21 protein-coding genes and 1 pseudogene are annotated in these 23,800 nt (G+C 72.3%); 8 read left to right on the plus strand and 14 right to left on the minus strand.

Features of this window, described 5'->3' with window-relative positions; all coding sequences use genetic code 11:
* Positions 1 to 586: 586 nt before the first annotated feature.
* Together ACJOT3_RS16575 and ACJOT3_RS16580 are read right to left on the minus strand one after the other, a co-directional pair.
* The gene (locus ACJOT3_RS16575) at positions 587 to 823 is read right to left on the minus strand and encodes a hypothetical protein (protein WP_406973696.1); all 237 of its coding nucleotides are present in this window, start codon (positions 821 to 823) and stop codon (positions 587 to 589) included.
* Positions 824 to 966: 143 nt separating this feature from the next.
* On the minus strand, positions 967 to 1,257 hold the full coding sequence (locus ACJOT3_RS16580) for a hypothetical protein (protein WP_406973698.1): 291 nt from the start codon (positions 1,255 to 1,257) through the stop codon (positions 967 to 969).
* Between the two features lie 89 nt (positions 1,258 to 1,346).
* On the opposite strand from ACJOT3_RS16580, the gene ACJOT3_RS16585 reads away from it, so the two are divergent.
* The 3 genes from ACJOT3_RS16585 (at position 1,347) to ACJOT3_RS16595 (ending at position 2,552) form a co-directional block, all read left to right on the plus strand.
* Positions 1,347 to 2,102 (plus strand): helix-turn-helix domain-containing protein, encoded by a 756-nt coding sequence (locus tag ACJOT3_RS16585; RefSeq protein WP_406973700.1) that lies wholly within the window; start codon positions 1,347 to 1,349, stop codon positions 2,100 to 2,102.
* A complete protein-coding gene (locus ACJOT3_RS16590) occupies positions 2,099 to 2,266 on the plus strand; it encodes a DUF397 domain-containing protein (protein WP_406973702.1) in 168 nt (55 codons plus the stop codon). The genes ACJOT3_RS16585 and ACJOT3_RS16590 overlap by 4 nt, the downstream gene beginning before the upstream one ends.
* Before the next feature lie 112 nt (positions 2,267 to 2,378).
* Complete coding sequence (locus ACJOT3_RS16595) at positions 2,379 to 2,552, plus strand: DUF397 domain-containing protein (protein WP_406973704.1); 174 nt, start codon at positions 2,379 to 2,381, stop codon at positions 2,550 to 2,552.
* A 52-nt stretch (positions 2,553 to 2,604) separates the two neighbouring features.
* On the opposite strand, the gene ACJOT3_RS16600 is transcribed toward ACJOT3_RS16595, so the two are convergent.
* Positions 2,605 to 3,111, minus strand: a complete 507-nt coding sequence (locus tag ACJOT3_RS16600) for a hypothetical protein (RefSeq protein WP_406973705.1) — start codon at positions 3,109 to 3,111, stop codon at positions 2,605 to 2,607.
* A gap of 317 nt (positions 3,112 to 3,428) precedes the next feature.
* Here ACJOT3_RS16600 and ACJOT3_RS16605 point away from each other — a divergent pair, with 317 nt between their 5' ends.
* Both ACJOT3_RS16605 and ACJOT3_RS16610 read left to right on the plus strand, forming a co-directional pair.
* Entirely contained in the window at positions 3,429 to 3,848 is a 420-nt protein-coding gene (locus ACJOT3_RS16605) for a hypothetical protein (protein WP_406973707.1), read from the plus strand.
* The gene (locus ACJOT3_RS16610) at positions 3,845 to 4,273 is read left to right on the plus strand and encodes an ATP-binding protein (protein ID WP_406973709.1); all 429 of its coding nucleotides are present in this window, start codon (positions 3,845 to 3,847) and stop codon (positions 4,271 to 4,273) included. Before ACJOT3_RS16605 ends, ACJOT3_RS16610 begins: the two co-directional genes overlap by 4 nt.
* 51 nt (positions 4,274 to 4,324) lie before the next feature.
* Here ACJOT3_RS16610 and ACJOT3_RS16615 read toward each other — a convergent pair whose 3' ends face one another.
* The 7 genes from ACJOT3_RS16615 to ACJOT3_RS16645 all read right to left on the minus strand — a co-directional run bounded on the left by ACJOT3_RS16615 (position 4,325) and on the right by ACJOT3_RS16645 (position 16,310).
* Positions 4,325 to 4,723, minus strand: coding sequence for a spore-associated protein A (locus ACJOT3_RS16615; RefSeq protein ID WP_406973711.1), 399 nt, complete (start codon positions 4,721 to 4,723; stop codon positions 4,325 to 4,327).
* 32 nt (positions 4,724 to 4,755) lie between these two features.
* Positions 4,756 to 6,438, minus strand: a complete 1,683-nt coding sequence (locus ACJOT3_RS16620; RefSeq protein ID WP_406973713.1) for a serine/threonine-protein kinase — start codon at positions 6,436 to 6,438, stop codon at positions 4,756 to 4,758.
* 158 nt (positions 6,439 to 6,596) lie between these two features.
* Positions 6,597 to 10,997 (minus strand): FtsK/SpoIIIE domain-containing protein, encoded by a 4,401-nt coding sequence (locus tag ACJOT3_RS16625; protein ID WP_406973715.1) that lies wholly within the window; start codon positions 10,995 to 10,997, stop codon positions 6,597 to 6,599.
* Between the two features lie 75 nt (positions 10,998 to 11,072).
* Positions 11,073 to 11,369 (minus strand): WXG100 family type VII secretion target, encoded by a 297-nt coding sequence (locus tag ACJOT3_RS16630; RefSeq protein WP_406973717.1) that lies wholly within the window; start codon positions 11,367 to 11,369, stop codon positions 11,073 to 11,075.
* Between the two features lie 7 nt (positions 11,370 to 11,376).
* A complete protein-coding gene (locus tag ACJOT3_RS16635) occupies positions 11,377 to 12,075 on the minus strand; it encodes a hypothetical protein (protein ID WP_406973719.1) in 699 nt (232 codons plus the stop codon).
* Positions 12,076 to 12,122: 47 nt separating this feature from the next.
* Positions 12,123 to 12,464 (minus strand): hypothetical protein, encoded by a 342-nt coding sequence (locus ACJOT3_RS16640; RefSeq protein ID WP_406973721.1) that lies wholly within the window; start codon positions 12,462 to 12,464, stop codon positions 12,123 to 12,125.
* A 48-nt stretch (positions 12,465 to 12,512) separates the two neighbouring features.
* The gene (locus ACJOT3_RS16645; protein ID WP_406973723.1) at positions 12,513 to 16,310 is read right to left on the minus strand and encodes an RHS repeat domain-containing protein; all 3,798 of its coding nucleotides are present in this window, start codon (positions 16,308 to 16,310) and stop codon (positions 12,513 to 12,515) included.
* Between the two features lie 235 nt (positions 16,311 to 16,545).
* Between ACJOT3_RS16645 and ACJOT3_RS16650 the strand changes: the two genes are divergently transcribed.
* Complete coding sequence (locus ACJOT3_RS16650; RefSeq protein ID WP_406973725.1) at positions 16,546 to 17,985, plus strand: hypothetical protein; 1,440 nt, start codon at positions 16,546 to 16,548, stop codon at positions 17,983 to 17,985.
* 31 nt (positions 17,986 to 18,016) lie between these two features.
* On the opposite strand, the gene ACJOT3_RS16655 is transcribed toward ACJOT3_RS16650, so the two are convergent.
* The gene (locus tag ACJOT3_RS16655; RefSeq protein ID WP_406973727.1) at positions 18,017 to 19,477 is read right to left on the minus strand and encodes an outer membrane protein assembly factor BamB family protein; all 1,461 of its coding nucleotides are present in this window, start codon (positions 19,475 to 19,477) and stop codon (positions 18,017 to 18,019) included.
* 108 nt (positions 19,478 to 19,585) lie between these two features.
* Positions 19,586 to 20,206: a YigZ family protein gene (locus ACJOT3_RS16660; RefSeq protein ID WP_406973729.1), complete on the minus strand. Its 621-nt coding sequence runs from the start codon at positions 20,204 to 20,206 to the stop codon at positions 19,586 to 19,588.
* Between the two features lie 216 nt (positions 20,207 to 20,422).
* On the opposite strand from ACJOT3_RS16660, the pseudogene ACJOT3_RS16665 reads away from it, so the two are divergent.
* Positions 20,423 to 21,688: pseudogene (locus ACJOT3_RS16665) on the plus strand (RNA-guided endonuclease InsQ/TnpB family protein).
* 167 nt (positions 21,689 to 21,855) lie between these two features.
* Positions 21,856 to 22,473, plus strand: coding sequence for a superoxide dismutase family protein (locus ACJOT3_RS16670; RefSeq protein WP_406973731.1), 618 nt, complete (start codon positions 21,856 to 21,858; stop codon positions 22,471 to 22,473).
* A gap of 12 nt (positions 22,474 to 22,485) precedes the next feature.
* Here the strand turns inward: ACJOT3_RS16670 and ACJOT3_RS16675 are convergent, their stop codons facing one another.
* Both ACJOT3_RS16675 and ACJOT3_RS16680 read right to left on the minus strand, forming a co-directional pair.
* Positions 22,486 to 23,208 (minus strand): YidC/Oxa1 family membrane protein insertase, encoded by a 723-nt coding sequence (locus tag ACJOT3_RS16675; RefSeq protein ID WP_406973733.1) that lies wholly within the window; start codon positions 23,206 to 23,208, stop codon positions 22,486 to 22,488.
* A gap of 118 nt (positions 23,209 to 23,326) precedes the next feature.
* Positions 23,327 to 23,608 (minus strand): DUF6412 domain-containing protein, encoded by a 282-nt coding sequence (locus tag ACJOT3_RS16680; protein WP_406973735.1) that lies wholly within the window; start codon positions 23,606 to 23,608, stop codon positions 23,327 to 23,329.
* Between the last annotated feature and the right edge of the window lie 192 nt (positions 23,609 to 23,800).

Consider the following 23,800-nt stretch of genomic DNA (forward strand, 5'->3'; position numbering starts at 1 on the left):
TCTGTGGATAACTTCGCCACCTGGCGAGGGCGCCCCAGGCATTCCCTACGGGCTTTATAGGCCTGCGGAACCTTCGAGATGACCTACGATGGAGAGGTCCTCGTGGAGTTTCCATGCCCTACGGGCTTTATAGGTCTGCGGAACGTGAGGAAGTCCCCGACCTCCGCACGACCCCGGCCTCGTCTCGTTTCCATGCCCTACGGGCTTTATAGGTCTGCGGAACGGCAGCCGCCTATACGGTAGCGGTAGTGATTGCACTTCTTGCGCTAGCGTTTCCATGCCCTACGGGCTTTATAGGTCTGCGGAACCCTTCCCCGTTTTCAGGGGTCGCGACCTGCGACGATATACCCGCTCTGCACGCGACCACTCTTCCGAGCGCACTCCAGTCCGTGACCCGGGACACTTTTTCCTTCTTGAGCCCCCGACCAGCATAAACACCGTGCACGCAACACGAGGTTTTCAGGGGTGAAGCGGGTTCGGTGTACACGTCCCTTCGTCTGGGGTAGAGGAAACCCTTCCACCATCCTTACCCACCGTGTCCCCAACCGCCACCCCGGTTGCCGGAACCGGGCGCGGGGTGGGCGGGTCAGTGGCGGGCGGTGCGCCAGGGTTGGGGCAGGGCGCCGCCGCGGCTGAGGTGGTTGTGGAGGGTGTTGAAGGCGCGGTCGGCCTCGCGGACCAGGGCGGCCGGGTCGGTGTCCGGGTCGGCGGCGTCGCGGAGGAGGGAGGACACCCGGTCGAAGAGCTCGTCGGACTTCTCGCGCTGGGGCCGGGTGGTGGGTCGGCCGCAGCGGGTGGTCGAGATGTCGGGGTGGGCGGGCATTGCGGCTTTCCTTTCGGGGTGTACGAATGTGCGGGTGCGACGGGGCAGCGGGGGCGGTTCCGGCGGGCGGGGCCGGGGAATCTGGGGTGTGCGGGGCTGGGTGAGGCGAGCGAATTCGACCCAGGTGAGCGATTCGTTGGTGCTCATAGCCGCCCCAGGAGTTCGGAGACGAGCTGGCGGGCGAGGTGGTCCTCGGCGCCTTGGCGGGCGAGCGGAACGGTGGTGCCGGGCCGACCCGGCATCGGCCGCCGCCACTGGTGGTCCAGTAGGTGGACCGTGAGCCGTCTCCCCGCGTGCTCGGCGCGGACGGAGAAGGGGAGGTCGCCGTCCGCAGCCGCCACTCCTCGGCGACGGAGGGCGGAGTGCAGCGCCAGCACCGCCGTTTCGGCGTCCGCGGCCGGATGCCCGGTGACGGGCCTGTGGGTTCCGCTCATGGGTCCAGGGTCGCCTCTCCCGGCTTGCTCTCATAGAGAATTCCGAGAATCCCAGGTGCTCCCGGGAGCGCTGCCGGTATCTTTCCTGTATGACCCCCGGCATATTCGCAGAGGCCTTGACCGCTGCTCGGGAAGCGGCGGGATTGACGCAGACCCAGCTCGCGAGATCAGCTAATTTGTCGCTTTCATCCCTGAATAGGTGGGAAAACTCGGGCTCGCTGCCCAAGCGAGAGAACGCCGAGGTCTTGGACCGCCTCCTGGGATGCGACGGCACCCTGCTGGCCAGGTACCAGGAGGCGAAGGACGGCATCGTCTACCCGCCGTGGTCGCGCTCCCTCTCCGCCGTGGAGCCCGAGGCCCGTGCGGTGGAGGTCGTATCGCCTGCCCATGTGCCGGGATATCTCCAGTCGCGGGCTTACGCATCGTCCTTGTTCCGCTCTGCCCGTCCCTGGGGGACGGAAGAGGAGATAACCCGTCTCGTTGACTTTCGTTGCCAGAAGCTGGAACAGCTCCCTAAACTCTCTGTGGCTGCGGCGTTTCCGCTGTTCGCGCTGGAAGCCCTCCCCGTGGAGATGCGAAAGGATCAGGCCTCACACCTGCTTCGCTGGATCGATTCGGGGCGAGTGTCCGTACATCTGGCGCCGTCAGCTCTTCTGGTGCCGGGTGCGCCGGTCCAGGTGTTCCACCTTCCCTCTGAGGAACAGGTGATCAGCTGCGACTACGCGTCCGGTAACGTGCTAGCAGAGCGATCGACGCACCGGCGACTGCTGTCGATGGTGGCGACCGCGTTCCGCTCCGCGCTCCCCGCGGAACAATCTCTAACAGTGCTGGAAGGTCTCGCATGACGTCGGATTGGTACAAGTCGTCTTACTCCCCGAACACCGGCGACTGTGTTGAGTGCCGTCGGCAGCCCGGAACGGTGGACTTGCGGGACACGAAGAACCGCGAGGCGGGGCACCTCTCCTTCTCCTCTTCCGAGTGGGTCGCGGCCCTGGCCATCGAGAAGTAGCCACATCAGTGCGAGGCCCCGGGAAACGATCCCGGGGCCTTCGTCATGCATGAGGGTCGGCCTTGGCGGGGATGCTGCAAGCGGTCCGATGAACCCTCACTTTGGAGCGGCGATGGCCTACCCGGCTGACTGGCACAAGTCGAGTTACAGCGGTGATTCTCCGAACTGTGTGGAGGTGCGGGAAAGGGCTTCCGGCACGGACGTCCGGGACACGAAGAACCGGGAGGCCGGGCACCTCTCCTTCTGCCCCTCCGAGTGGGCCGCGACCTTGGCGGCCGCGAAGTAGCCATACCTACGCAGGGCCCCGGGAAAGGATTCCGGGGCCTTGACCGTCTGCTTCACCGGGTCGGGTGCTGGCCTCGGTCGACCGCAGCGCGGGCCCTGGATTGGTGGATCACCGTTCCGACCGCCAGGCCGGTCGCGAGCACCACTCCCATGACGGCGAACGCCGCACCCTTCACCACGGCCCCCGCCCAGGAGTAGTCAGCCGTGTAGGCGGTCGGCCGACTCGCGTCGGTGTCCAGGCGTACCCCCGCGATGGGCCCCGGGAGGGGATCTCCCCTGCCGATCTCCACCGCGTCCCTCAGGTCCACCCCCTGAGCGGTGACCGCGCCGTCGTCACTGACGAACGTCCCTCTCAGGGCACACCCGCTCCTGTGCCCGCACTTCTGTTCCAGCGGAGTGAACGTGCCCGCCGGGCCGGCGGCCAGTGTGTCGCGGGCGCCGAAACCCTCGGCGACCAGGGACAGTCCGATGGCGGCGGTGAACAGCATGAGCAGCGGGATCATCGTCCAGACGAAGACCCGGCCGACGCAGCCCATGGGCTTGGGGGAAGTCGAGTGCATGCCCGTGAGACCTCACGACCCGCCCGAAAGTTCCGGATCGACTCCGAATCTTCCATTTATTACATGAGAACCGGCGAATCGGACTTATGGTTCTTATGCCAAGAAAAAGGGTTCACGGAAAAGCCGAGACAGCGGCGTGACCTGGGGATACGGGTAAGCATACACCTCTTCCGGAAATCCGTCCGAAAAATGTGCGCACAGCCCCCGCCGTGCCCTATTCTGGCCCCACAACTGAAAAACTCGTGACCCCGCGACGCTTAGAGAGCGCCCGGGGTCGTGGCCAGCAATTCAGACCCTTAGACACAAGGATTGCCAGCGTGAGCCAGTTTAGTGCCGCGCTCTTCAGGGCTGCCCTCGGGCTCCTGCGAGCGCTGTTCTCCTCTCCCCGCGGCCGCCACGCCCGCCGCCGCTCCACCCGCGTGCGCCGCTACGCCGACCCCAAGCCCGCCACCAGGCCGCTTCCCCCGGCCGTTCCCCGTCTGGCCGAGCCGCGCGAGACGTTCCCGGCCGACGACATCCCACTCGTTCGGCCCTACTACACCGCGCACGAACAGGCCCGCATCCAGGCCGCCGCCACCGCCCGCCTGGAACAGTGGGCCACCCCAAGGATCCCCAAGCCCCGCGTTCCCGAAGGTGATCTGCTCGCGTCACCGGTCACGTTCGAGGACCTGGCACAGGTCACCCGGCAGTGGATCGCCCAACAGGAACGCAAGCAGGCCACGGGGGCGGGCGCATGACCCCGGCACGCCTGTGGGAACACCGTGTCTACTCCGGTGAGCTGGCACTGCTCTCCCGGGTCCGTAGGGAGCTGCGGGCCGACCTCGCCGGATTCGGTGAGGACCTGGCGGACACACTGATCCTGTGCGGGAGCGAGCTGTTCGCGAACTGTGTCAAGTACACGGCGTCGGGGCAGAGCGACGGCCGGGTGGTGCGGACGCTGTGGTCGGCGGACGGCAAGGCCGTGACCTTGGGGTTCACCGACGACGGGCTGGGCGGCAGCGTTCCGGAGATCCCCAAGGCGCGGACTTCGGAGGAGTGGGACCAGGCCGAGGGACAGCGCGGACTCCTCCTCGTCGAAAAGTTGTCCACAGCCTGGGGATACTCCCCCCTCTGCCCCTTCGGTGACCTGGGAACCCACACCTGGGCCACCTTCACGCTCTAGGACACGGAAGGGCTCCCCGGCCGCCGCACGCCGGGGAGCCCTCCTCGAATATCAGCCGCAGTTGGTGCCGTTCCGGATGACCCAGTCGTTGCCGATCTTGCCGCCCCAGTCCACGCACTGCCCCGCCGCCGACAGGTACACCGGCCCCGCGTACTCGGTCCAGTCCCCCGGATCGGTCTGCCAGGAGGTCCCACCGCTCTGCTTCAAGGCCGCGTCCATCGAGATGCGCGCCCCCGGGTTGGAGCGAACGACCACCACACAGTTCTTGCCGTTGGAGTTGTTGTAGGTCAAGAACACCGTCCCCCCAGGGATCGCCGCCTCGTTGACCTTGCCGTACCCCCCGCCGCACTGGCCGCCGTAGGCGACAGCGCCAACAGGGGCCGGGTTGGCGATGGTGACGACCAGGGCCAGCCCCAGCGCGGCCGCGACGCGGCCGGTGATCTTCTTCATCGTTCCTCGCTCGCGCTCGTTCGCCCGCGCCGTCACCACGGCGGGGTCCCGGTGCCGCTGGTGCGGTGCTGCTCGACCAGCCTGGTGATGGTGACGGTGCCGTCGGCCGCCGTCGTGTAGGTGACCTCGGCCTTCACGGTCCGACTGCCCTGGTTCGCGTACCCCGTGAGCGCGGACGGGCTGGAGGACACCGACCCCGCGCTGCCGTTGCCCACGGCACCGCCCTGGCTCTGGCAGAAGCTCCAGGCGCACACCACCGTGGCGCCGTCGAGCTTGGCGTACACGCCCGCGCCGCCGTCGGGCTTGAACGCGATGACGTGGTCGCCCGAGGGCCGCGCCCCCGAGGCGCTCACGCCCGCGCCGACCAGCCCGGAGGACGTGGCGGTCGTGCCACCGCCCTCACCCCCGCCGCCACCGTCGGTGTCGTCGTCCTCAGAGGCCTCTTCCGCGTCCTCCTCGCCGTCCTCCTCGGACGGGTCGTCGGACGGGTCCTCCGAGGGCGATTCGCTCGCCTGCGGCTCCACGCCCACCGGTCCCGGTCGGCGGTCGTCGCCCGTTCCGGCCTCCTCCTCGGCGGCACCGTCCCCGTCGCCGCCATCGTCGGTGGAGAACCAGGCCGCGACCGGCAGCGCGTCCCAGTTGCGCGCCACGGCGACCCCGCCGAAGGCGACCCCCGCGAGCAGCACCAGCGCACCGACCCCCGCGCCGACCAGGGTGAGCACGCGCCTGGCGCGCCCCTCCCCCTTGGGCGGGGCGACCTCGAACGCGCGCTCCGGCGCGGCCTGCACGTCCCGCCAGCTGTCGTCCACCACGGCCGCCATGGCGCCGCCCGCCATCTCCGGCGACTGCATGGGCGCGTACGCCCGCCCCGGCGCGTTGACGGCGATCACGCCGTCCACCAGCTGCATGGCGTCGGGCCGCTGTTCGGCCTCCTTGGCCAGGGCGCGGCGGGCCAGGTCGGCCAGCGGCCCGGTGAACCCGTCCATGTCGGGCTCGCCGCTGATGACCCGGTGCGCCACGGCCGCCGGGTCGCCGGTGCCGAAGGGCGGCCGCCCGGTGGCCGCGTAGGCCACCAGGGCGCCCCAGGCGAAGATGTCGTCGGCGGTGCTGGCGGGCCGCCCCCGGTAGTGGTCCGGGCTGATCCACCCGGGCGAGCCCATGACGGACCCGGTGCGGGTGAGCGCCGTCTGGTCGATGGCGCGGGCGACGCCGAAGTCCAGCACGCGCGGCCCCTCCGGGGACAGCACGATGTTGGCGGGCTTGAGGTCGCGGTGGGCGATGCCCACGGCGTGGATCTGCACCAGGGCCTCGGCCACGCCCGCGGCCAGGCCCATGAGCAGCCGTTGCGGCAGGGGGCCGTGCTTGCGCATGTAGGCGCTCAGGGTCATGCCCCGCACCAGCGGGGTGACCAGCCAGGGCCGTTCGGCCTCGGTGTCGGCGGCCAGCAGCGGGACGGCGCAGGCGCCGCCGACCCGGCGCAGCAGTTCGACCTCGCGGGCGAACCGGGCGCGGAACTCGGCGTCGGCGGAGTACTCGGGGTGGATGAGCTTGACCGCGACCAGCTCACCGGCGGCGTCGTGGGCCGCGTAGACGACCCCCATGCCGCCGGCGCCCAGCCGCTTGAGCGGCCGGTAGGGGCCGATCCGGGCGGGGTCGGTGGAGGTCAGGTCGGTCGCGGTTGCGGGCAGGGTGACTGCGTTCGGTTGGGTGCTCACGGCCGTCGACTCACAGGTCTCGTCTCTGGGAAGGGCGGGAGGGCGGCCCTCCCGCGGGGCAGGGGAGGAGGGAGTGCGCAAATGGGGATGTTCGGATCCTAACGGTCACCGGCCGCCCGCCCCTACCGCCGGGGCGGGCGCAGGGCGGCCACACCCGGTCACGGCAGCGGCACGCGCACCTGCCGGACCTGGCCGTCCCCCAGGTGGAGGTGGGCGATACCGGGCACGATGCGCGGCCCGGCCACCCCCTTGGGCAGCCGCAGCCCGAGCACCTCGGCGTCGGACTGGGCCTGCGGGGACAGCAGCGCGCCGATGCGGTTGCGCTTGAGGTGCACGTGCCACCCGTTGAACCCGCCCTGGAGGGCGTCGTTGGTGCCCGCGGCGACGATGCCCCAGCCGGGGCCGACCATGCCGCGGGCGATGCGGGTGAACTCCTTGCCGAGGTCGCTCTGGAGCAGCAGTTCGGCGTCGTCGATGAGGATCGCCGCGGTCTCCCCCTCGAACTTCCCGAGCGCCTCGTGCAGCTGCGACAGCCGCGGCTCGGCGGCGTCGATGACCGCCCGCACCCCGGGGTGGGCGCGCAGGTCGGTGAGCCGGGAGCCGCGCGGGGTGACCAGCAGCAGTTCGGTCCCGGCCTCCAGCAGGGAGCGCGCCATCATGGCCAGCATGCTGGAGCGGCCCGAGCGCGGCGGCCCGGCGATGAGGAACGTGGGCACGCTCGCCAGGTCGGCGGTGACCGCCGACAGCTCGTTGCCGCCCACGCCCACCAGCACCTCCAGCGGTTTGGCGGCGGTGCGCCGGTAGCGGGCCATGTCGTCGTAGGTGAGGGTGTCGGGCAGCACGTCCACGCGGAACGGTCGCGGCCCGGCGGCCGGGGCCTGCTCGGCGCGCCGCCGCACGAAGTCGGCGATGCGGCCCAGCTCCTCGGCCTGCGCCCCGCCCTGCGGGTTGCGGTTGAGCAGGGCGATCTGCACCTCCAGGGCGTCCCCGGCGCGGAAGGCCCGGCCGTCGGGGATTTCCTCGGGCAGGGAGCGGGCGTTGAGCCCAGCGGTGCTGTAGTCGCCGGGGTCGTTGCAGCGCAGGACCAGCAGTTCCTCGGTGGTGGAGGAGTACTTGGTGCGGGTGAGGACCCGGTCGCCGCTGGCGACCACGTGCATGCCGACCCCGGCGCCGTCGCGCATGAGGGTGGTGACGCCCTCGACCAGGGCGCCGTAGTTGTACTCGCCGAAGGTCTGCTCGAACACGTCGATGCGGTCGATGAACAGCACCAGGTGGGCGGGGGCCTGCCCTGCCGGGAGCTTGGCGCGCAGTTCCTCCAGGTCGGCGCAGCCGTTGGCGGCCAGCAGCTTCTGGCGCCGGTCCAGCTCCTCCTCCAGCTGCGCGAGCAGGCGCACCACCCGCTCCCCCTGGTTGCGCTGGGCGACGGCCCCGCAGTGCGGGAACCGCTCCAGCGGCAGCAGGGCGCCGTTGCCGCAGTCGAGCCCGTACATGTGCAGGTCGCCGGGGTGGTGGGCCAGGGCGAGGGAGGCGGCGACGGTGCGCAGCGCCTGGGAGCGGCCGCTGCGGCCGGAGCCCATGACGTGGAGGTGCCCGGTGCGGGCGGGGTCGAACGTGTAGGGGTGCTGGCGCTGGCGGGCGGGCACGTCCACCAGGCCGATGGGCGCCGCCCGCATCACCCCGGGTTCGGCGACGGGGGGACGGCCGCCGAGCAGTTCGTTGAGGGTGAGGCCGGTGGGCAGGGCGGGCAGCCAGGGGCTGGGCTGGCGCTGCGCGCCCACCCGCTGGGCGGCCTCCTTGACGGCGGCGACCAGCACGGTGAGGTCGGTGACCTCCACGTCGCCGGTCTGCTCCTGGCCGCCGCGCCGGGAGACCGGGGCGGGCTGGGCCAGGTCGGACCACTTGACGGGGTGCACCTCGGGGTCGGCGGCGTCGGTGGAGGCCACGACCCGGCGCCCGCCCACCCGGCCGGACTGGAACGGCAGCAGGGAGGCGTGGCCGAGCCGGGCGTGGGCGCGGCCGGGGGTGTCGATGCCGATGTGCGCGGAGTCGGGGGCGTCGATGACGTCACGGCTCTCGCTCTCGTCGGTCATCCGCAGGGCGATGCGCAGGTTGGTGTTGGCGCGGATGTCGTTGGTGACCACGCCGCCGGGGCGCTGGGTGGCCAGCACCAGGTGGATGCCCAGGGAGCGGCCGCGCTGGGCGATGTTCACCAGGCCCTTGACGAAGTCGGGGAGTTCGCGGGCCATGGACGCGAACTCGTCGATGACCAGCATCAGGCGCGGCATCTGCGGCATGCGCGGGTCGCGGTCCAGGAGTTCGAGGTAGTCCTCGATGTCCTTGGCCCCGGCCTTGGCGAGGATGTGCTCGCGGCGGTGCAGTTCGGCGCCCAGGGAGACCAGGGCGCGGCCGACGAGGTGGGTGTCCAGGTCGGTGACCATGCCGACGGTGTGCGGCAGGTCCACGCAGTCCTTGAACGCGCTGCCGCCCTTGTAGTCGACGAGCACGAACGACATCGACTCGGGCCGGTTGACGGCGGCCAGCGAGGCCACCAGGGTCTGGAGGAGTTCGGACTTGCCGGAGCCGGTGGTGCCCGCGATGAGGGCGTGCGGGCCGTCGCGGCGGATGTCCACCGAGAACGCGCCGTCCAGGCCCACGCCGAGGGTGGCGACGGTGCTGCGGCCGCCGCCCGCCCAGTGGGCGGAGATGGTCTCCCCGCTGGGGGGTTCGAGCCCGATGACCTCCAGGAGGCGGGCGGCGCGCGGCAGGGAGCCGCCGGCCTCGCCCACGCTGCTGTCGCGCAGGGGCGCCAGGGCGCGGCCCAGGCGTTCGGCCCAGGCGGCGGAGGGCACGTCGGGGCGGACGTCCTCGACGTTGTCGAAGGAGGTGCGGCGCAGCCGCATCCCGTGCGGGGTGATGGTGACGACGGCCTGGCACTCCTCGGGCAGCAGGCGCTCCTCGGCGTCCAGGCACAGGGTGTAGATGCCGACCTCGGGGCCCTCGCGGAGCAGCTGCACCACGCCGGGCAGGGAGCGGATGCGGCGGGCGCCGTCCAGCACGATGACGACGGCGGGCTGGTCGGCGAGGTCGCGCCTGGCCTGCTTGCGGGCCTCCAGCAGCATCAGCAGCTCGGAGATGCGGCGGGCGCAGGTGGTGGCGTCGATGCCGACCCGGTTCAGGGACAGGTGCGGGTGCTCGCCGCGCACGTGGGGCACGTGGCGGGTCCACTTCCAGCGGTCGTGGTCGCCCTCCATGGACAGCAGGTGGATCTGGAGCTCGGCGGGGCTGTGCAGGGCGGCGAGCTGGGCGACCAGCCAGCGTTCGAGGGCCTGGCCGCCCTCGCCGCGCCCGGCGACGCCGACCACGCCGTTGTCCTTGACGGAGACGCCGACGGGCACGTCGGTCATGTCCCAGGTGATGTCGCGGCGGTGGTCGTCCTTGGTGGGGTCGCTGAGGACCACCTTGGAGGGGAGGCTGCCGGTGCCCACGCGCAGGAGGGTGAAGTCCTCGTCGGTCTGGCGGCGCTCCCACAGGCGGGCGCGGGGGCCGGTGGCCAGCAGCAGGACGGCGGCCGGGTCGGGGCAGGTGTCGCGCAGGCGGCGCTGTTCGACGAGGAGGGCGTCGCGGGCGTCCTTGGTGATCCGCTCCTTCTTCTCCTCGTACTCGGTGAGCTGCTTGTCGTAGCGGGCCTTGGTGGTGCGCCGCTGGAGCATCTGGGTGAACAGCACCGAGACCGGGGCGAGCAGGCCGATGAGCAGGTACTGGGGGCGGCCCATGATGAGCGCGCTGCCGACCGCCATGGTGATGGGCAGCAGGATCATCATGATGAGCTGCACGATCGGCCGGTCCGGCGGCTCGGGCGGCGAGGGCAGCTTGAACGAGGTCTTGGAGGGCGCCGGGTGCAGGCGGGGCGGCCGGTTGTAGTCCAGGCCGGTGCCGTCCTCGGCGGGGACGACCGCGGCGTCGGGGCGGTGGTTGGGCCAGGCCTCGAAGAGGGTGCCGCCCAGGGTGAGCTGTTCTCCCTGCGGCCAGGTGTCGCCCTCGGCGACGGGCTCGCCCTCCAGGGTGCAGCCGTCGCCGCCGCTGGCGTCCAGGAAGGAGACGGAGCCGTCGGGGGTGACGCGGACGCGCGCCCAGTGGCCGTCGGCGTTCACGGACAGCACCGCGGCCTCGTCGTCGCCGACGACGTAGTCGCCGGGGTCCAGGCGGACGATGCGGCCCGCGTCGGGGCCGGAGACGACCCGGACCTCGACCGTGCCGGGGGGTTCGGCGGTGACCGGGGCCGGTCCGCCGACGCCCACGACGGAGCCGTCGAGCAGCCCGGCCTCGGACAGGGACAGGTCCGGGTCGATGGGGCGGTCGCCCAGGTAGAGGGGGACGTCCCGGCCGGGGGTGCGGGGCAGGGTGCGCACCATCGGGTCGACGGTCTCGGCGAGCCGGCGCACGGTCGCGCCGGGGTCGGCGTCGACCAGGACGTCCAGGCGCAGGGGCGACGTCGCGACGGGACCGGAGCCGTCCGCTGCGGGACCGGTGGCCGGGGTCACGGTGAGGAGGAGGCGCACGGTGGGACTGCTTCCGCTTCTTGGGGAGACGGGAGAACGGGGGATGCGTGGCGGGGCCGGGGGCAGGGCCGGGGACTAGCCCTTGAGGCCCTCGCCGAGCTTGTCGTCGGTCTCGCTGAACGTGGTGCCGACCTGCTTGATGTACTTGGCGACGCCCTCCAGGCCCTTGTTCACACCCTCGAAGCCGGTGTTGAACTCCTCGAAGAACGGCCGGAAGTGCTTCTCGGCGGCGGGGGTGCTGTAGCCGTCGGAGATGAGGCCGTCGACCTTCTGCTTGATGGCCTCCAGGCGCTCGGTGAACGCCTCGAACTCCTTGATGAGGGAGCCGGAGGTCTCCTCGGTCTTGTCGCTGTCGACGTTGTAGACGGGCATGGGTCCTCTACTTTCCTGTCTGCCGACTTGTCTGCCGGTCGCTTGCCTGCGGGTCGTCGGGCTCGGCCTTCGCCTCTTCCTCGAACCAGAAGCGGGCGGTGCCGCTGATGGCGTCGAAGAGGTCCATGACCTCCTCCAGCTGGAGGACGTTGGGGCTGGAGCAGCTGACCATGATGCGCCGGTCCAGCCCGGGGAGGGTGTAGGACGTGTGCATGACCACGGAGCGGATCAGTGCGTCGTCCATCTCGTAGTCGGTGACGCCGTAGATGCGCCCGCACAGCGGTGACCCCGACTCGGGCAGGTCCACCGAGGTCTTCTTCAGCCAGGCGCCCTCGCGGGCGGTGGCGGTGTCGGGGTAGACGTACTCGATGACCTTGATGGGGTCGATGGTCTGGTCGCCGTGCCCGGCGGGGAACGAGAAGACGCAGACGGTGGCCATGAAGAACCCGTCGTCGTACTCCTCGAAGGTCCCGGCGGCGGCGATCAGCCCGCCGGAGGTCGCGTCCTTGGTGACCCGGGCGATGTCGGCGAGCAGGTCGTTGAGGGCGTTGAGCTCCTCGGGCCGGTTGCCGTACAGCGCCACGGCCTGCTCGCGCATGCGGGCGACGGTGTCGCCGGTCAGGTCGTACTGCGTCCAGCCCTCGGGCACGGCGATGTCGAACCCGATGTCGACCTCGGCCTCGTCCTCCTCGAAGACGTACGGCACGGCTGCTCCTGGTGGTGATCGGTGGCGGGGACGGCCCGCCGGGACCGCTAGTAGGCGAGCTGGTTGCGGTGGTGGGGAGGCGGCGGCGGGGCGTCCTTGCCGTCGCCCTTGAGGCTCTTGCCGAGCTCCTCGTCCATCTCGTAGAACGTGGTGATGACCGGGTTCAGGGCGTTGAGCAGGGCGCCCAGGTCCTCGGCCTGGCGCTCGTAGTTCTTCTTGCAGTCCTTGCCGAAGTCCTTGGCGGCGTCGGCCAGCCGACGGGGGCCGATGCCCTCCGCCCGGTCCTCGGGGCTCTTGACGTCCTCGCCTCCGAAGTCGTTGCAGATGCGCCGCAGGGCGCGCTGCATGTCCTCCAGCGCGTCGGTGTCGACCTTGACCACTTTCGCCATGGCGTCCTCTTCTCCCTCATGTTCCGCGGCCCGCGGTGCGGGCACCGGTCACTGCCCGTCCCCGGCCTTCAGTTCGGCCAGCTCCTGTTGCAACCGCCTCTGCTCGGCGGCCGCCTCGTCCACGAACCGGGCGATGCGCTCTCGCTCGGCCTCCGTCGGGTTCGGGTGCTCACGCATGAACTCGTCCACCATGTCGGTGGAGAACATCGTGTCCAGCGTTTCCAGCTGTCCCTCGATCTCCCGGATCCGCGACCACTCCTCGTAGTCCTCGTTGTCTTCGAGGGCGCCGTCCCTAAGCCGGTTGCGGGTGGCCTGGTGGGCCGCCTCCAGGGCGAACCCCGACCCGAATCCGTCCGGCATGCCGTCGGCATGGTAGCCCTCGCGCACGCCCCTGGGGACGACGCTGGCGAGCTGCATGGCGTTCTGGACCCAGTACTTGGGGTCGTCGGTGGTCGTCATGTGCTCGGTCAGCCAGTCGGCCTCGACACCCAGGCCGGCGAGCAGTTCCTGGAGGTCGTCCCGGGCACTGTCCACCGCGAACCCGAAGGACAGGTTGAGGACGTTCTTGACCATCAGCCAGGAGACCTCCTGACCGCCGGCGCGCAGGCGGTCCATATCCACGGAGGGGCGCAGCCGCTCCGGCTCCACGACGGCGCGGACCCGGTCGCCGAGCGTCGTTTCGGAGTCACGGCTCACCAGGGTACGGAAGCGGTCGGCGAGGGACGGCCCCTCGCTGCGCCCGCCCGGGACGGTCGGGTCGATCCGCTGCTGCTGCCCGTCGGGGTTGACGACCTGGACGTGGTCGGGGGTGATCCGCAGGTCGGGGTGGCCGTCCCCGGTGTCCACACGGACCCCGCCGCGGGCGTCCTGGACGGTGACCCCGTCGGCGTCGGTGACGGAGGTGCGACCCGAATTGCTGCGGGTGCCGCTCAGGTCCCCGTTCTGGAAGCCGACCCGGCCGTTGCCGTCCACCTCGATCCGGTGGTTCGGGTGGGTGCTGCCGGTCATGCCGCCGTTGCCGTCCGCGGAGACCCGCCATCCGGGCGGGACCCGTCCGGCGTCACCCGCGGTCTCGCCCATGCGCAGCGGCACCCTCCCCGGTGAGTCCGGGGAGGGGCCGCGCAGGCCGACCCCGTCGGGTCCGGCGTCGATGGTGCGATCGCCGCTGCGGATGGTGCGGGGGCCGCCGTCGGCGGGCACGTCGGTGGTGACCTCGTCGGAGCGGGTGCGGACGGTGGTGCCGTCGGAGGTGGTGACCCGGCCCTCGCCGTCCCCCTGGGAGGCGACGGGACGGTCCGGGGCGTCCGCGCGGGTGGTCTCGGCCCGGCCCATACCGGGGGAGTCACCGCGCCGCACGTCGGTGCGGATGGTGCCGTCGCCGACGTGGGAGCCGTCCCGGTCACTGCCCGCGCGCACGCCGCCCGGCCCGCGGGCGGTCATCCCGTCGGAGCCGCCGCCACCGACCCGGTGCGTGTCGGTGCCCAGCTCGGTGGTGCCGTCCGGCCGCCGGGTGACCTGGAGGCGGTCCCCGGTGCCGTCGGAGGGTGCCATCAGGTGGACGCCGCCCGCCTGCGAGGTCGTCACCGACCACCGGTCGGGGGTGTCCATGCGCACGGCGGGCGAGGCGTCCGGTCCGCGGGTGATCTCGACGCGGGTGCCGTCCCCCGTGACGATGACGGGCTCTCCGTGGGTGTTGGTCGGCAGCGCCGGGTGGGCGTTGGCGGGGACGGCGTTGCCGTCCGCGTCGTAGGAGCGGCGGGTGCCGTCCGCGTGCCAGACCTGGAAGTGGCTCGGTTCCCCGGGCCGGGAGATGACCACGCCGGTTCCGTCCCCGGTGCGGACCTGGCCCGGCCAGGCGTCGCTGCCGCGGATACCGTCGGCGCCGTCGATCCGGACGTGGCCGTCGGCGTCCTGGACGGCCCGGGGGGCGGAGGTGTCGTTGCCGGTCCGGATCTCGACACTGCCGTCGCCGCGCACCACGGCCGCCGAGCCCGCGCCCCGGCCGTCGGCGGAACCGTCGGTGCGCTGGGCGATGTCGACGCCCCGGGTCTCGTCCACGACGCGCACGGAGTCGGGTCCGGCGTCGACACGCACGTCGCCGCTGCGGATCGAGGCGCTGTCCGAGCCCCGGTCGTAGCTCTGGGTGGAGCCGCCGTCCGTGGAGACCCGGTACCCGCCGTCGCCGATGTCGGTGCGGGTGCCGCCCGCCGGGTCCTCGACCCGGGTGGGCGGGGTGGTGCCGCCGCCGTCGGGCTGGGGACGGGAGACGGTCGGCCCGTCGTCGCCGAACCGGAGGTCGACGGGGCCGCGCTGGGTGATCTGCACGGGTTCGCCGCCGCCGGAGGAACCCTGGACGGAGAGGCCGTCCGGGGTGGAGATGGTGGGCGTCCCGCCGGTGTGGGAGACGGTGATGTCGCCGTTCCCGGTGGGGACGGTGATCCCGTCGCCGCCGAAGGAGGGGCCGGGGGTGCCGCCGGGCCCGGTGAGGCCGAGCGAGCCGTCGCCGCCGCGCGACGCGGAGACCGAGGCGCCGTCCGAGCCGCTCACCTGGAAGCCGTCGCCGGAGGACCGGACGGAGGTGTCGCCGACGTTCACCTCGTCCGGGCGGATCTGGATGTTGACGTCGTCGCCGGACGGCGAGGTGTGGTCGAGAGTGGTGACGGGGGTGCCGTCGGGGTCGGTACCGCCACCGTAGGTACCGGTCCCGCCCGGGCCGCCGCCCAGCAGGCCCAGGCCGTGGTTCTCCCGGGCTGCGCCGACACCCGAACCGAGGGCGTTGGTGGCGAACGCGCCCAGGGCCTCGTGGGCGAGGACATCGGCCTTGAGGTAGCGGTTCCAGTTCTCGGGGTCGGCGGCCATCTGGGTCACGACCGAGGCCGCCATACCCGAGGCGGTGTCCCGGACCACGGAGTGGGCGATGTTCACCGAGGTCCGGCTGCTGCGCAGAGTCTGGTAGCTCCCCCGCGCGCGCCCCACCCGGCTGCCGACCCGCTGCACGCCGGACAACATGCGCGTTCCTACGGCGGAAGTGCGCACGCCTCGGGCCATCAGCCCCCCGACCGGTCGGGCGATCCGCCCCAGGTTGGAGGCCCCGCGCAACAGGGCGCCGCCGGGGACCAGGGACAGGGCCTCGATGCCGAGGGTGGCGATGGTCTCCAGGTTGAACCCGAACTTGTCCTCCCGGACGAGCTTCGCGGTGGCCAGGGACAGCGCCGCGATCGCCAGGGCGATGCCCAGGCCGGGGATGAAGATGGCGGCCAGACCGGCGACGACCATGATCACCGCGTAGATGAGGGGGTTGTCCTCGATCCAGGTGACGATCTTGTCGAGCCAGCCCCAGAGCTTGCGGGGGCTGCCCTGCTTGGCGTCCTCCAGCGCCTTCTTGGTGTCGTCGGCGACCCGGTCCATCTCGGTGAGGATGACGTCCAGGCGGGCGATGTGGGTGTCGCGGACGGGGTCGTCGCCCTTGGCCCACTCGTCCTTGTCCTCCAGCCCGGCGTGGATCTCGGCGGCGAGGCGGACGACGGAGGCGCTGCGGGTGCGCGCGGTCTCCAGGGCATCGGCCCAGGTCTCCAGGGCCTTGTACCCGGCCTCGTAGGCGTCGTGCGCCTTGTCGAGGTACTTGGGCAGTTCCTCCACGAGCTCCTGGAGCGCCTCGACGGTCTTGCCCTCGCCGAGGGCTCCGCGGTCGAGCCTGCGGACCTCGCGGCCGGCCGTCTCGGCGGCGTCGGCGAGCCGCTCGTAGAAGGCCTTGAGCGACCGGGCATCGGCCGGCTCCCACGGGATGGGGTCGATCTCCCGGTCGAGGAGGTCCCACCGGAGGTAGTCGCGGTGCTTTTCGGCCACGTTCCGCTGTACTCGCTTTCCTGGTTCCCGGGGAGGTCACGGGCGCGTGCGGGGCACGTCGGAGGGGGTGCGTCGGGGCCCGGGGGCACGAGGGTCTCCGCGAATCCGTCATCATAGACTGCCACGTCCACAAGTGAACAGACGCTCCCAGGGTGTGACCGGTTCGGACGAACCGGGATGTCCCACGCGTCATCTCCCCTCACGACCCCCACGGACAGCCACAGGAGTAGAGCGAGTGACCCCCACACGTCTTCCGTCGGCGCGCGCGGCGACGGTCACGGCGGCGCTGGCCGCGGCGTTCGCCCTGGCCCCGGCGGGCCCGGTGGCCGCGGACACCGCCGACCCCTACGCGATCTGCCCGGAGGTGTACTACTACGTGGTGCCCGAGGGGTCGCCCGGGCTGGACTCGATCGCGGGCCTCATCCTGGACGACCCCGCGCGCTCGGCGGAGATCTACGAGCTGAACGCCGGGCGCACCCAGGCCGACGGCGGCGCGCTGGGCGAGGACCGGGCGGTGCTCCCGGAGTGGCGCCTGGTGGTGCCGTTCGACTCCGGGGGCGAGAACGTCTACACCGGCCGGGACCCGCTGTGCGTGGTGGCGGTGGAGAACGCCCTGGCGCTGGGCGAGACCCCGCCCACGCCGCCCCCGCCGCCGCCCGCGTACACGCCCCCGCCCGAGGACGGGGCCTCCCCCACGGTGCAGGGCGAGGTGGTGGACCTCAACGCGGACGACAAGCCCAGGATCGACCCGCGGATCCTGGTGGCCGGGGCCGTCGTCCTGGTGCTGCTGACGCTGCTCACCCTGTTCTGGGAGCCGGTGCTGCGCGGGATCACCTGGCCGTTCCGGGCGGTCGGGAAGGCCCGGGCGGAGCGGACGCCCAAGCGCAGGCCCACCCGGCCCGGGGTGGCCGCCAGGCGGCGGCGGGCCGCGACGGAGGCGGTGGCCGCCGACCCCGGCGCCGCGCGCCGCGCCGCGGCCGCGCACGCGGAGCTGCTGGCCTCCCCCGCGGACGTCCCGGCCCGGCCGGTGGCGCTGCTGACCTCGGAGGCGGGGGTGAGCGCCGTGGTCCCGGCCGGGGCGACGCCGCCGATGTCGTCGTGGCGGGTGGTGGACACCACCACCTGGCGGTACGGGAGCGGGCGCTCGGCGGCGCCGGTGCACTTCGCGACGGCCGCGATGACGGCGGTGCGCGAACCGGTGCGCGGCGTCCTGGTGTGCCTGGGTCAGGAGGAGGGCGGCGACGCCCTGGTCCACCTGGACCTGACCCGGATGCGCGGGCTGCTGGCGGTGGGCGGCGACACCGGGGTGTCGGCGGACGTGGTGCGGGTGCTGGGCGACGGCCTGCACGCCGCCGGGGTGCGGGTGCGGGTGCTGCGCCCGGACCGGCCGCTGCACACGCTGATCGCGGACACGATCCCGGTGGTGTCCGCCCCGGACCCGATCCAGGGGACGGTGCCCGAACCGGGTGGGTTCGAGGCGGTGGTGGTGCCGCGGCCGCTGAGCGCCGCCGACGAGCACGTTCTGCTGGACCTGGCGCCGAACCTGCTGGTGGTGGCGATGGGCGAGTCCAAGGCGGCGCGGCGCCAGTGGTGGGCGCGCGACGACGGCGCGGTGGACACGGGCGCGCTGGGGCTGGAGATCGTGGTCCGGTACCCGGACCGCCGGGGGGCGTAGCCCGCCGCGGCGGTCCCGGCGGCGGGGCGGGTCAGCTGGGGTCGTCGGCGGGGGACTCGGAAGGGCTCTCCGAGGGGCTTTCGGACGGCTCCGGGTCCTCCTGCGGGGGCGGGCCGTAGACGAAGCGCTGGCGGCCCTGGACGAGGATGGCGTGCCCGCCGTCGGTGACCGCCTCGACGTGGGCGGTCAGGTCGTCGGCGACCACGTCCATGTCGAGGGCGTCCAGCACCACCTGGGAGTCGGACTCCCCGCCCCGGGAAGCGCCGTAGATGAACCCGGCGTGGGCGAAGGCCGGGGAGAACGCGCCGTCCTCCTCCTCCAGCCCCCACAGCACCTCGCCGGCGGCCAGGTCGACGGCGACGGCGGTGGCCGCGCCGCTGGCCTGGGGCAGCAGGAAGGTCCCGGTGGCGGTGTCGTAGAGGCCGCCCGCGGGCCCGGCCGGGTCGTAGGCGCCGCCGACCGGGTTGGGGCCGGGCTCCTCCAGGGTCCACAGCACGTCGCCGTCGGCGGGGTCGTGGGCGGAGAGCACGGAGGGGGACTCGGCGCTGCTCCAGCGGACCAGCAGGACGTCGTCGCCGGTGGCGGGCTCGTCGGTGGCCTCGGTGTCCTCGGTCCCGTCGTCCGCGGTTCCGTCCCCGGGGGCGGGCAGCGGGAACAGGCCCAGCACGTGCGGGACGGGCAGCGGGGCGAGGCCGGTCAGGCCCAGGTCCTCGTCACCGGCGTCCAGGGTCCACAGCTCCTCGCCGGGCTCCCCGGGGTCCAGGGAGCGGGCGTGCAGGGCGCCGCCGCCGGAGGCGAGCAGCACGGCCCCGTCCCAGGCGGTGACGGGGACGCCGAACTCCTGGGGCTCGGGCTCGGCCTCCTCGCCGTCGGTGTCCTCGGGGTCGGCGGGCTCCTCGGTGGGTTCCTCGGGCGGGGCGGCGAACTCGTACGCCCACAGCTCCGCACCGTCGGTGTCCAGGACCGTGTACTCCCCGTACGGCTCCTCCGCCGACCACTCGTCCGGGCGGCGCACCCCCACCCCGTCCAGGTAGAGGTCGCCCTCCTCGTCCGGCTCCCACAGGACGGCGCCCGCGGCGTCCAGGACGAACGCTTCCTCGCCGGACATCAGCAGCACCGGGGCACCGGCCAGGTCGGTGTCGAAGCCGCGGAAGCGCGCCTCGCCCTCCCACAGGTCGGCGCCGGTGGCGGCGTCCTGGAGCAGGTGGCGGTCCTCGCCCCCGGAGCTGATCAGGAAGGCGTCGCCGACGGCGCTGATCCGCACCCCCAGCGGGTCGGCGAAGATCTCGTGGGCGTCGGCGTCGTCACCGTGCAGGACCCGCAGCACCTCACCCTCGATCCCGGGCGGGGCCTGGCCCTCGAACTCGGTGGGGACCGGCGCGGGTTCGGCCTCCGGCTCGACCGGGGCGGGGGCGGGTTCGCCGCTGCACGCTGCGACCAGCAGCGCCGCGAGGCCGCAGGTGAGGGCCTGGGGCACCCGTGAGCTGCGCATGAACGGTTTCTCCCCACGAACGATGACGTTTACGGCAAATCCTAAGCCGGGTCCCGGCGTGCCGATACACACGGCCACCGGTCGTTACGCCGCCGTGAACCGCGCGGCTCAGGGTTCCACGTCGACGACGGTGCTGCCGCGCACCTCCAGCTCGGCCCTCCCTCCGGTGAGCTCGGCCAGCAGGACCTCGAACTCGGAGAGCTCCGCCTCCGGCAGGGCCACCTCCACACGCACCCGCCCCCCGTAGTCGACGCCGCGGACGTGGAACCGGGAGTCGCGCAGATCGCTCTCCAGCCGCCCGCCGATCACGTAGTCGGCGAACACGTCCACCACGAGCAGGCGGCGGCGCTCCAGCACCCCGACGGCGTCGATGGCGGCGGACACGGCGTTGCCGTAGGCGCGGATCAGGCCGCCCGCGCCGAGCTTGACGCCCCCGTAGTAGCGGGTGACGACGGCGACGGTGTCGGTCATCCCCCGGTGGCGCAGCACTTCGAGCATGGGCACCCCGGCGGTCCCGGCGGGCTCGCCGTCGTCGCTGGAGCGCTGCACGCCGCCGTCCTCGCCCAGGACGTACGCGGTGCAGTTGTGGGTGGCGTTCCAGTGCTCCTTGCGCCGCCGGGCGATGAACTCCCGGGCGGCCTCCTCGTCGGCCACCCGGGCCAGGGCGCAGAGGAAGCGGGAGCGCTTGATCTCCAGCTCGTGCTCGCCGTCGCTTCTGATCGTCCGCATGTCGCCTGTTCGAACGGGGTCGGTGGTCCCGTCCAGTCTCCCACCCGGCTCCGCTCCCGCCGCACCCGCGGCCGGCGCGGATGGTACATGGTGCTGTGGTGGATTCCGAGCGGTACGATCCCGAGTGCCAAGGAGGCCGGGAGGAATCTCGGACAGCCCATCCGCACTTTTCCGTTCTGCCTTACTCATGCCTCCCCTTGGTGTAAATTCTGCCGTATGCGGACGGCGTACAAGGTCCGGGCCTATCCCGACCCCGAACAAGCAGCCCAACTGGGCCGCACATTCGGGTGCGTGCGCCTGGTGTGGAACAAGACCCTGGCCGAGCGCCACACCGCCTACCACCGGCGTGGCGAGACGATCACCTATAAGCAGACCGACGCCGCGCTGACCGGGTGGAAGAAGACCCAGGAGTTGGCGTTCCTGTCCGAGGTGTCCTCGGTACCGCTCCAGCAGACGCTCAGGCATCAGCACACGGCGTTCTCCAACTTCTTCGCGGGCCGTGCCAAGTACCCGCGGTTCAAAACCCGGACCGGCCGCCAGTCGGCGCACTACACCCGATCGGCGTTCCGCGTCAGGAACGGCGAACTGTTCCTGGCCAAACACCGGAACCCTGTGCGGGTGGCGTGGTCCTGGCCGGACGTCGACCTCGCAGCCCTGGACCCGACCATGGTGGTGGTGTCCCGGGAGCCGGACGGGCGCTGGTACGTGACCTTCGCCGTGGACACCGACGACCCGGCCCCCGCACCCGGGTCCGGGGTCGAGGTCGGCATCGACCTGGGTGTGAAGGACTTCGCGACCCTGTCCACCGGGGAGAGGATCGCCAACCCCCGCCACCTGGCCCGCAAAGCCAAGAATCTGGCCCGCTACCAACGCCGGATGGCCCGCAAACAGCGCGGGTCCAACAACCGCCGCAAGGCCAGGCGCAAGGTCGCCGCCGCGCACCGCAAGGTCCGCCACGCCCGCGCCGACTTCCTGCACAAGACCACCACCCACCTGGTGCGCGCCCACAAGGTGATCGCGATCGAGGACCTCAACGTGCGGGGCATGACCGCTTCCGCACGCGGCACCTCCGAGGTTCCCGGTCGGCGGGTGCGGCAGAAGGCGGGGCTCAACCGGGCGGTGCTGGACGCCGCCTTCGGTGAGTTCCGCCGCCAGTTGGAGTACAAGGCCGAACGGCAGGGTCGCACCCTGGTGGTCATCGACCGGTGGTTCCCCTCGTCCAAGACGTGCTCGGACTGCGGGCACCTGTTGAAGCATCTTTCGCTGGGCACCCGGTTCTGGACGTGCCCGCACTGCCGCACACGGCACGACCGTGAGTTCAACGCGGCGAAGAACATCCTTACGGCAGGACGTGCCGTGCTCCGGGAACAAGACCCGGGGTAGGCCTGCGGAGCCGGCGTGAGACGGCAGGGGTCCTCCCTTCCGCGGTCGGCGACGAAACAGGAAACCGGGCCCGCGAGGGCCGAGCCTCAGGGCTCATAGGCGCGCGAGCGCGTATCGGACTCCCCTCCCTTCAAGGAGAGGAGGAAGTCAATCTCAGGACGCGTTTCCCTTCCCCCACAACACCCCGAATCCGCACTCACAGCGATGCACTCATCGCCATGGGTTATCTTGCGGACGACCGTCGAGAAACCATCGGGAGTTCCGTCATGCGCACGCCACCGCTCGCCGCAGGGGTCCTGGCCCTGACCGCGCTGCTCGCCACCGGGTGCTCCGGGGGCACCGGCGAGGACGGGGCCGACTCCCCGCAGAGCCCGGCCGGCGTCCAGCCCACCGCCTCCCCCAGCGTCACCGCCGGGATCTTCATGGTCCCGGGCGAGAGCCGGGCCGCCATCACCTACGACGAGACCGCCGTGCCCGAGGGCGCCACCTCCGACGTGCAGGTGCGCGCCCAGGAGGGCTCGACGTTCGTGCAGTTCACCGGGACCGGCCTGGAGGCCGACCGCGACTTCGGCGCGCACGTGCACACGCAGCCGTGCGGGGAGAGGCCCGAGGACGCCGGGCCGCACTACCAGAACGAGCCCGACCCGGCCGCCGACGCGGAGAACCCCTCCACCGACCCGGACTACGCCAACCCCGAGAACGAGGTCTGGCTGGACTTCACCACCGACGACACCGGCGCCGTCACGGTCAGCGCCACCGTGCCGTGGGAGTTCCGCGAGGGCGAGGCCAACTCGCTGGTCCTGCACGAGAAGCACACCGCGACCGAGCACGGCGAGGCGGGCACCGCGGGCGACCGCCTCGCCTGCGTCAGCGTCGCGTTCTAGCGAGAGGACCGGTCAGCGCCCGGCGGCGGGAACCGCGGGCTCGGGGAGCACCCGGCGCAGCAGCACCCGCTCCCCGAGCGCCCAGGCCCCCGAGGTGAGCAGGTACAGGCCCGCGGCCAGCGGCACGAACACCGCGATGACCACCGTCATGAACGGCAGGTACGAGATCGGGCCGCGGGCCATCCGCTCGGCCTCGGGGGTGAGGGCGGGCATCGGCAGGAAGCGGCGCGAGGCCCACGCCACCAGCGCCAGCAGGACCAGCAGCGGGCCGAACACCGCCAGGCCCGGCGCGCCCGCCCCCAGCGGGGTGGCGCTCAGCGCCACCCCGGCCAGGGTGTGCTCCAGCAGCCCGCCGCCCCCGGGGCCCTGGCCGATGAACACCCCGTACAGGGCGATGACCACCGGCAGCTGCGCCAGCGAGGGCAGGCAGCCCGCCAGCGGCGAGGTGCCCGCCTCGGCGTAGGCCTTCTGCTGGGCGGCCACCATCTTCTGCGGGTCGTTGCGGTGCTTGGCGGTGATCTCGGCGATCCGGGGCGCCAGGCGCGTCCGGACCTTCTCGGCGCGCACCTGCATCACCCCCAGGGGCAGGAGCAGCAGGCGGACGGCGACGGTCAGGCCGACCACGGCCAGCGCCGCGGCGGGCTCCCCGGCCAGCGGCGTGAAGAACGCGGTGAGCGCGGTCAGGACCGCGGTGAGCAGGGACATGACGGCCGAGATCGGCCACACGGAGTACACGGTGGAAGGGACCCTTCGTCCAGGAGGAGAAGAACGGACGTCGGGCCGCCCGGAACGCCCCGGGCCGCTGAAACGCAAGGGGCGTTCGGGAACGACGGGGTCGGGTGTCGGGCGGCCGCTAGAGGGCCGCGCCGGGCGCCCTGGGACGGGGCCTGCCCGCCGCGTCGGGGTCGCGCAGGGTCGGGATCGCCGACCGTTCCGAGCGGCGGCGCATCGCGCCCGTCCGCCCGGCCGTGGTGTCGCCCGCCGGGACCGCCGCGGAGCCGTACGCCAGGTACCAGGCGACGGCGGCGCCCACCGCGACGAACAGCAGCGCCACGGGGACGGTCGAGGGCAGGGCGTCGGGTCCGGGTCCAATGAGGAAGAGCTCGGCGAGGAACAGCAACAGCGTGTTGACCACGTCGCCCCCTCACCTCGTGTCACCGGCCGTATCCCGGCAAATCCTATCCGGCCCCGACTTGTCCGTCGACAGTACGGCTCCCACCTGGAGAAATCCGCCGACACTCCGGCGGCGCTCCCCTGGTTCGCCGCGCGCGTGTAGCTAAATGACCCCTGTAGCCACGTGACAGAACGTGATCAGGACCTCGCCGGG

Origin of the sequence: Nocardiopsis protaetiae, from assembly GCF_045446735.1 — a bacterium.
Lineage (GTDB): Bacteria > Actinomycetota > Actinomycetes > Streptosporangiales > Streptosporangiaceae > Nocardiopsis > Nocardiopsis protaetiae.

Excerpts from the sequence above, each read along its gene's own strand:
- ACJOT3_RS16655 (WP_406973727.1), bottom strand. The coding sequence starts at position 19,477 with ATGCGCAGCTCACGGGTGCCCCAGGCCCTCACCTGCGGCCTCGCGGCG.
- ACJOT3_RS16610 (WP_406973709.1), top strand. The coding sequence starts at position 3,845 with ATGACCCCGGCACGCCTGTGGGAACACCGTGTCTACTCCGGTGAGCTG.
- ACJOT3_RS16640 (WP_406973721.1), bottom strand. The coding sequence starts at position 12,464 with ATGGCGAAAGTGGTCAAGGTCGACACCGACGCGCTGGAGGACATGCAG.
- ACJOT3_RS16575 (WP_406973696.1), bottom strand. The coding sequence starts at position 823 with ATGCCCGCCCACCCCGACATCTCGACCACCCGCTGCGGCCGACCCACC.
- ACJOT3_RS16580 (WP_406973698.1), bottom strand. The coding sequence starts at position 1,257 with ATGAGCGGAACCCACAGGCCCGTCACCGGGCATCCGGCCGCGGACGCC.
- ACJOT3_RS16630 (WP_406973717.1), bottom strand. The coding sequence starts at position 11,369 with ATGCCCGTCTACAACGTCGACAGCGACAAGACCGAGGAGACCTCCGGC.
- ACJOT3_RS16590 (WP_406973702.1), top strand. The coding sequence starts at position 2,099 with ATGACGTCGGATTGGTACAAGTCGTCTTACTCCCCGAACACCGGCGAC.
- ACJOT3_RS16660 (WP_406973729.1), bottom strand. The coding sequence starts at position 20,206 with ATGCGGACGATCAGAAGCGACGGCGAGCACGAGCTGGAGATCAAGCGC.
- ACJOT3_RS16670 (WP_406973731.1), top strand. The coding sequence starts at position 21,856 with ATGCGCACGCCACCGCTCGCCGCAGGGGTCCTGGCCCTGACCGCGCTG.
- ACJOT3_RS16585 (WP_406973700.1), top strand. The coding sequence starts at position 1,347 with ATGACCCCCGGCATATTCGCAGAGGCCTTGACCGCTGCTCGGGAAGCG.
- ACJOT3_RS16615 (WP_406973711.1), bottom strand. The coding sequence starts at position 4,723 with ATGAAGAAGATCACCGGCCGCGTCGCGGCCGCGCTGGGGCTGGCCCTG.
- ACJOT3_RS16595 (WP_406973704.1), top strand. The coding sequence starts at position 2,379 with ATGGCCTACCCGGCTGACTGGCACAAGTCGAGTTACAGCGGTGATTCT.
- ACJOT3_RS16600 (WP_406973705.1), bottom strand. The coding sequence starts at position 3,111 with ATGCACTCGACTTCCCCCAAGCCCATGGGCTGCGTCGGCCGGGTCTTC.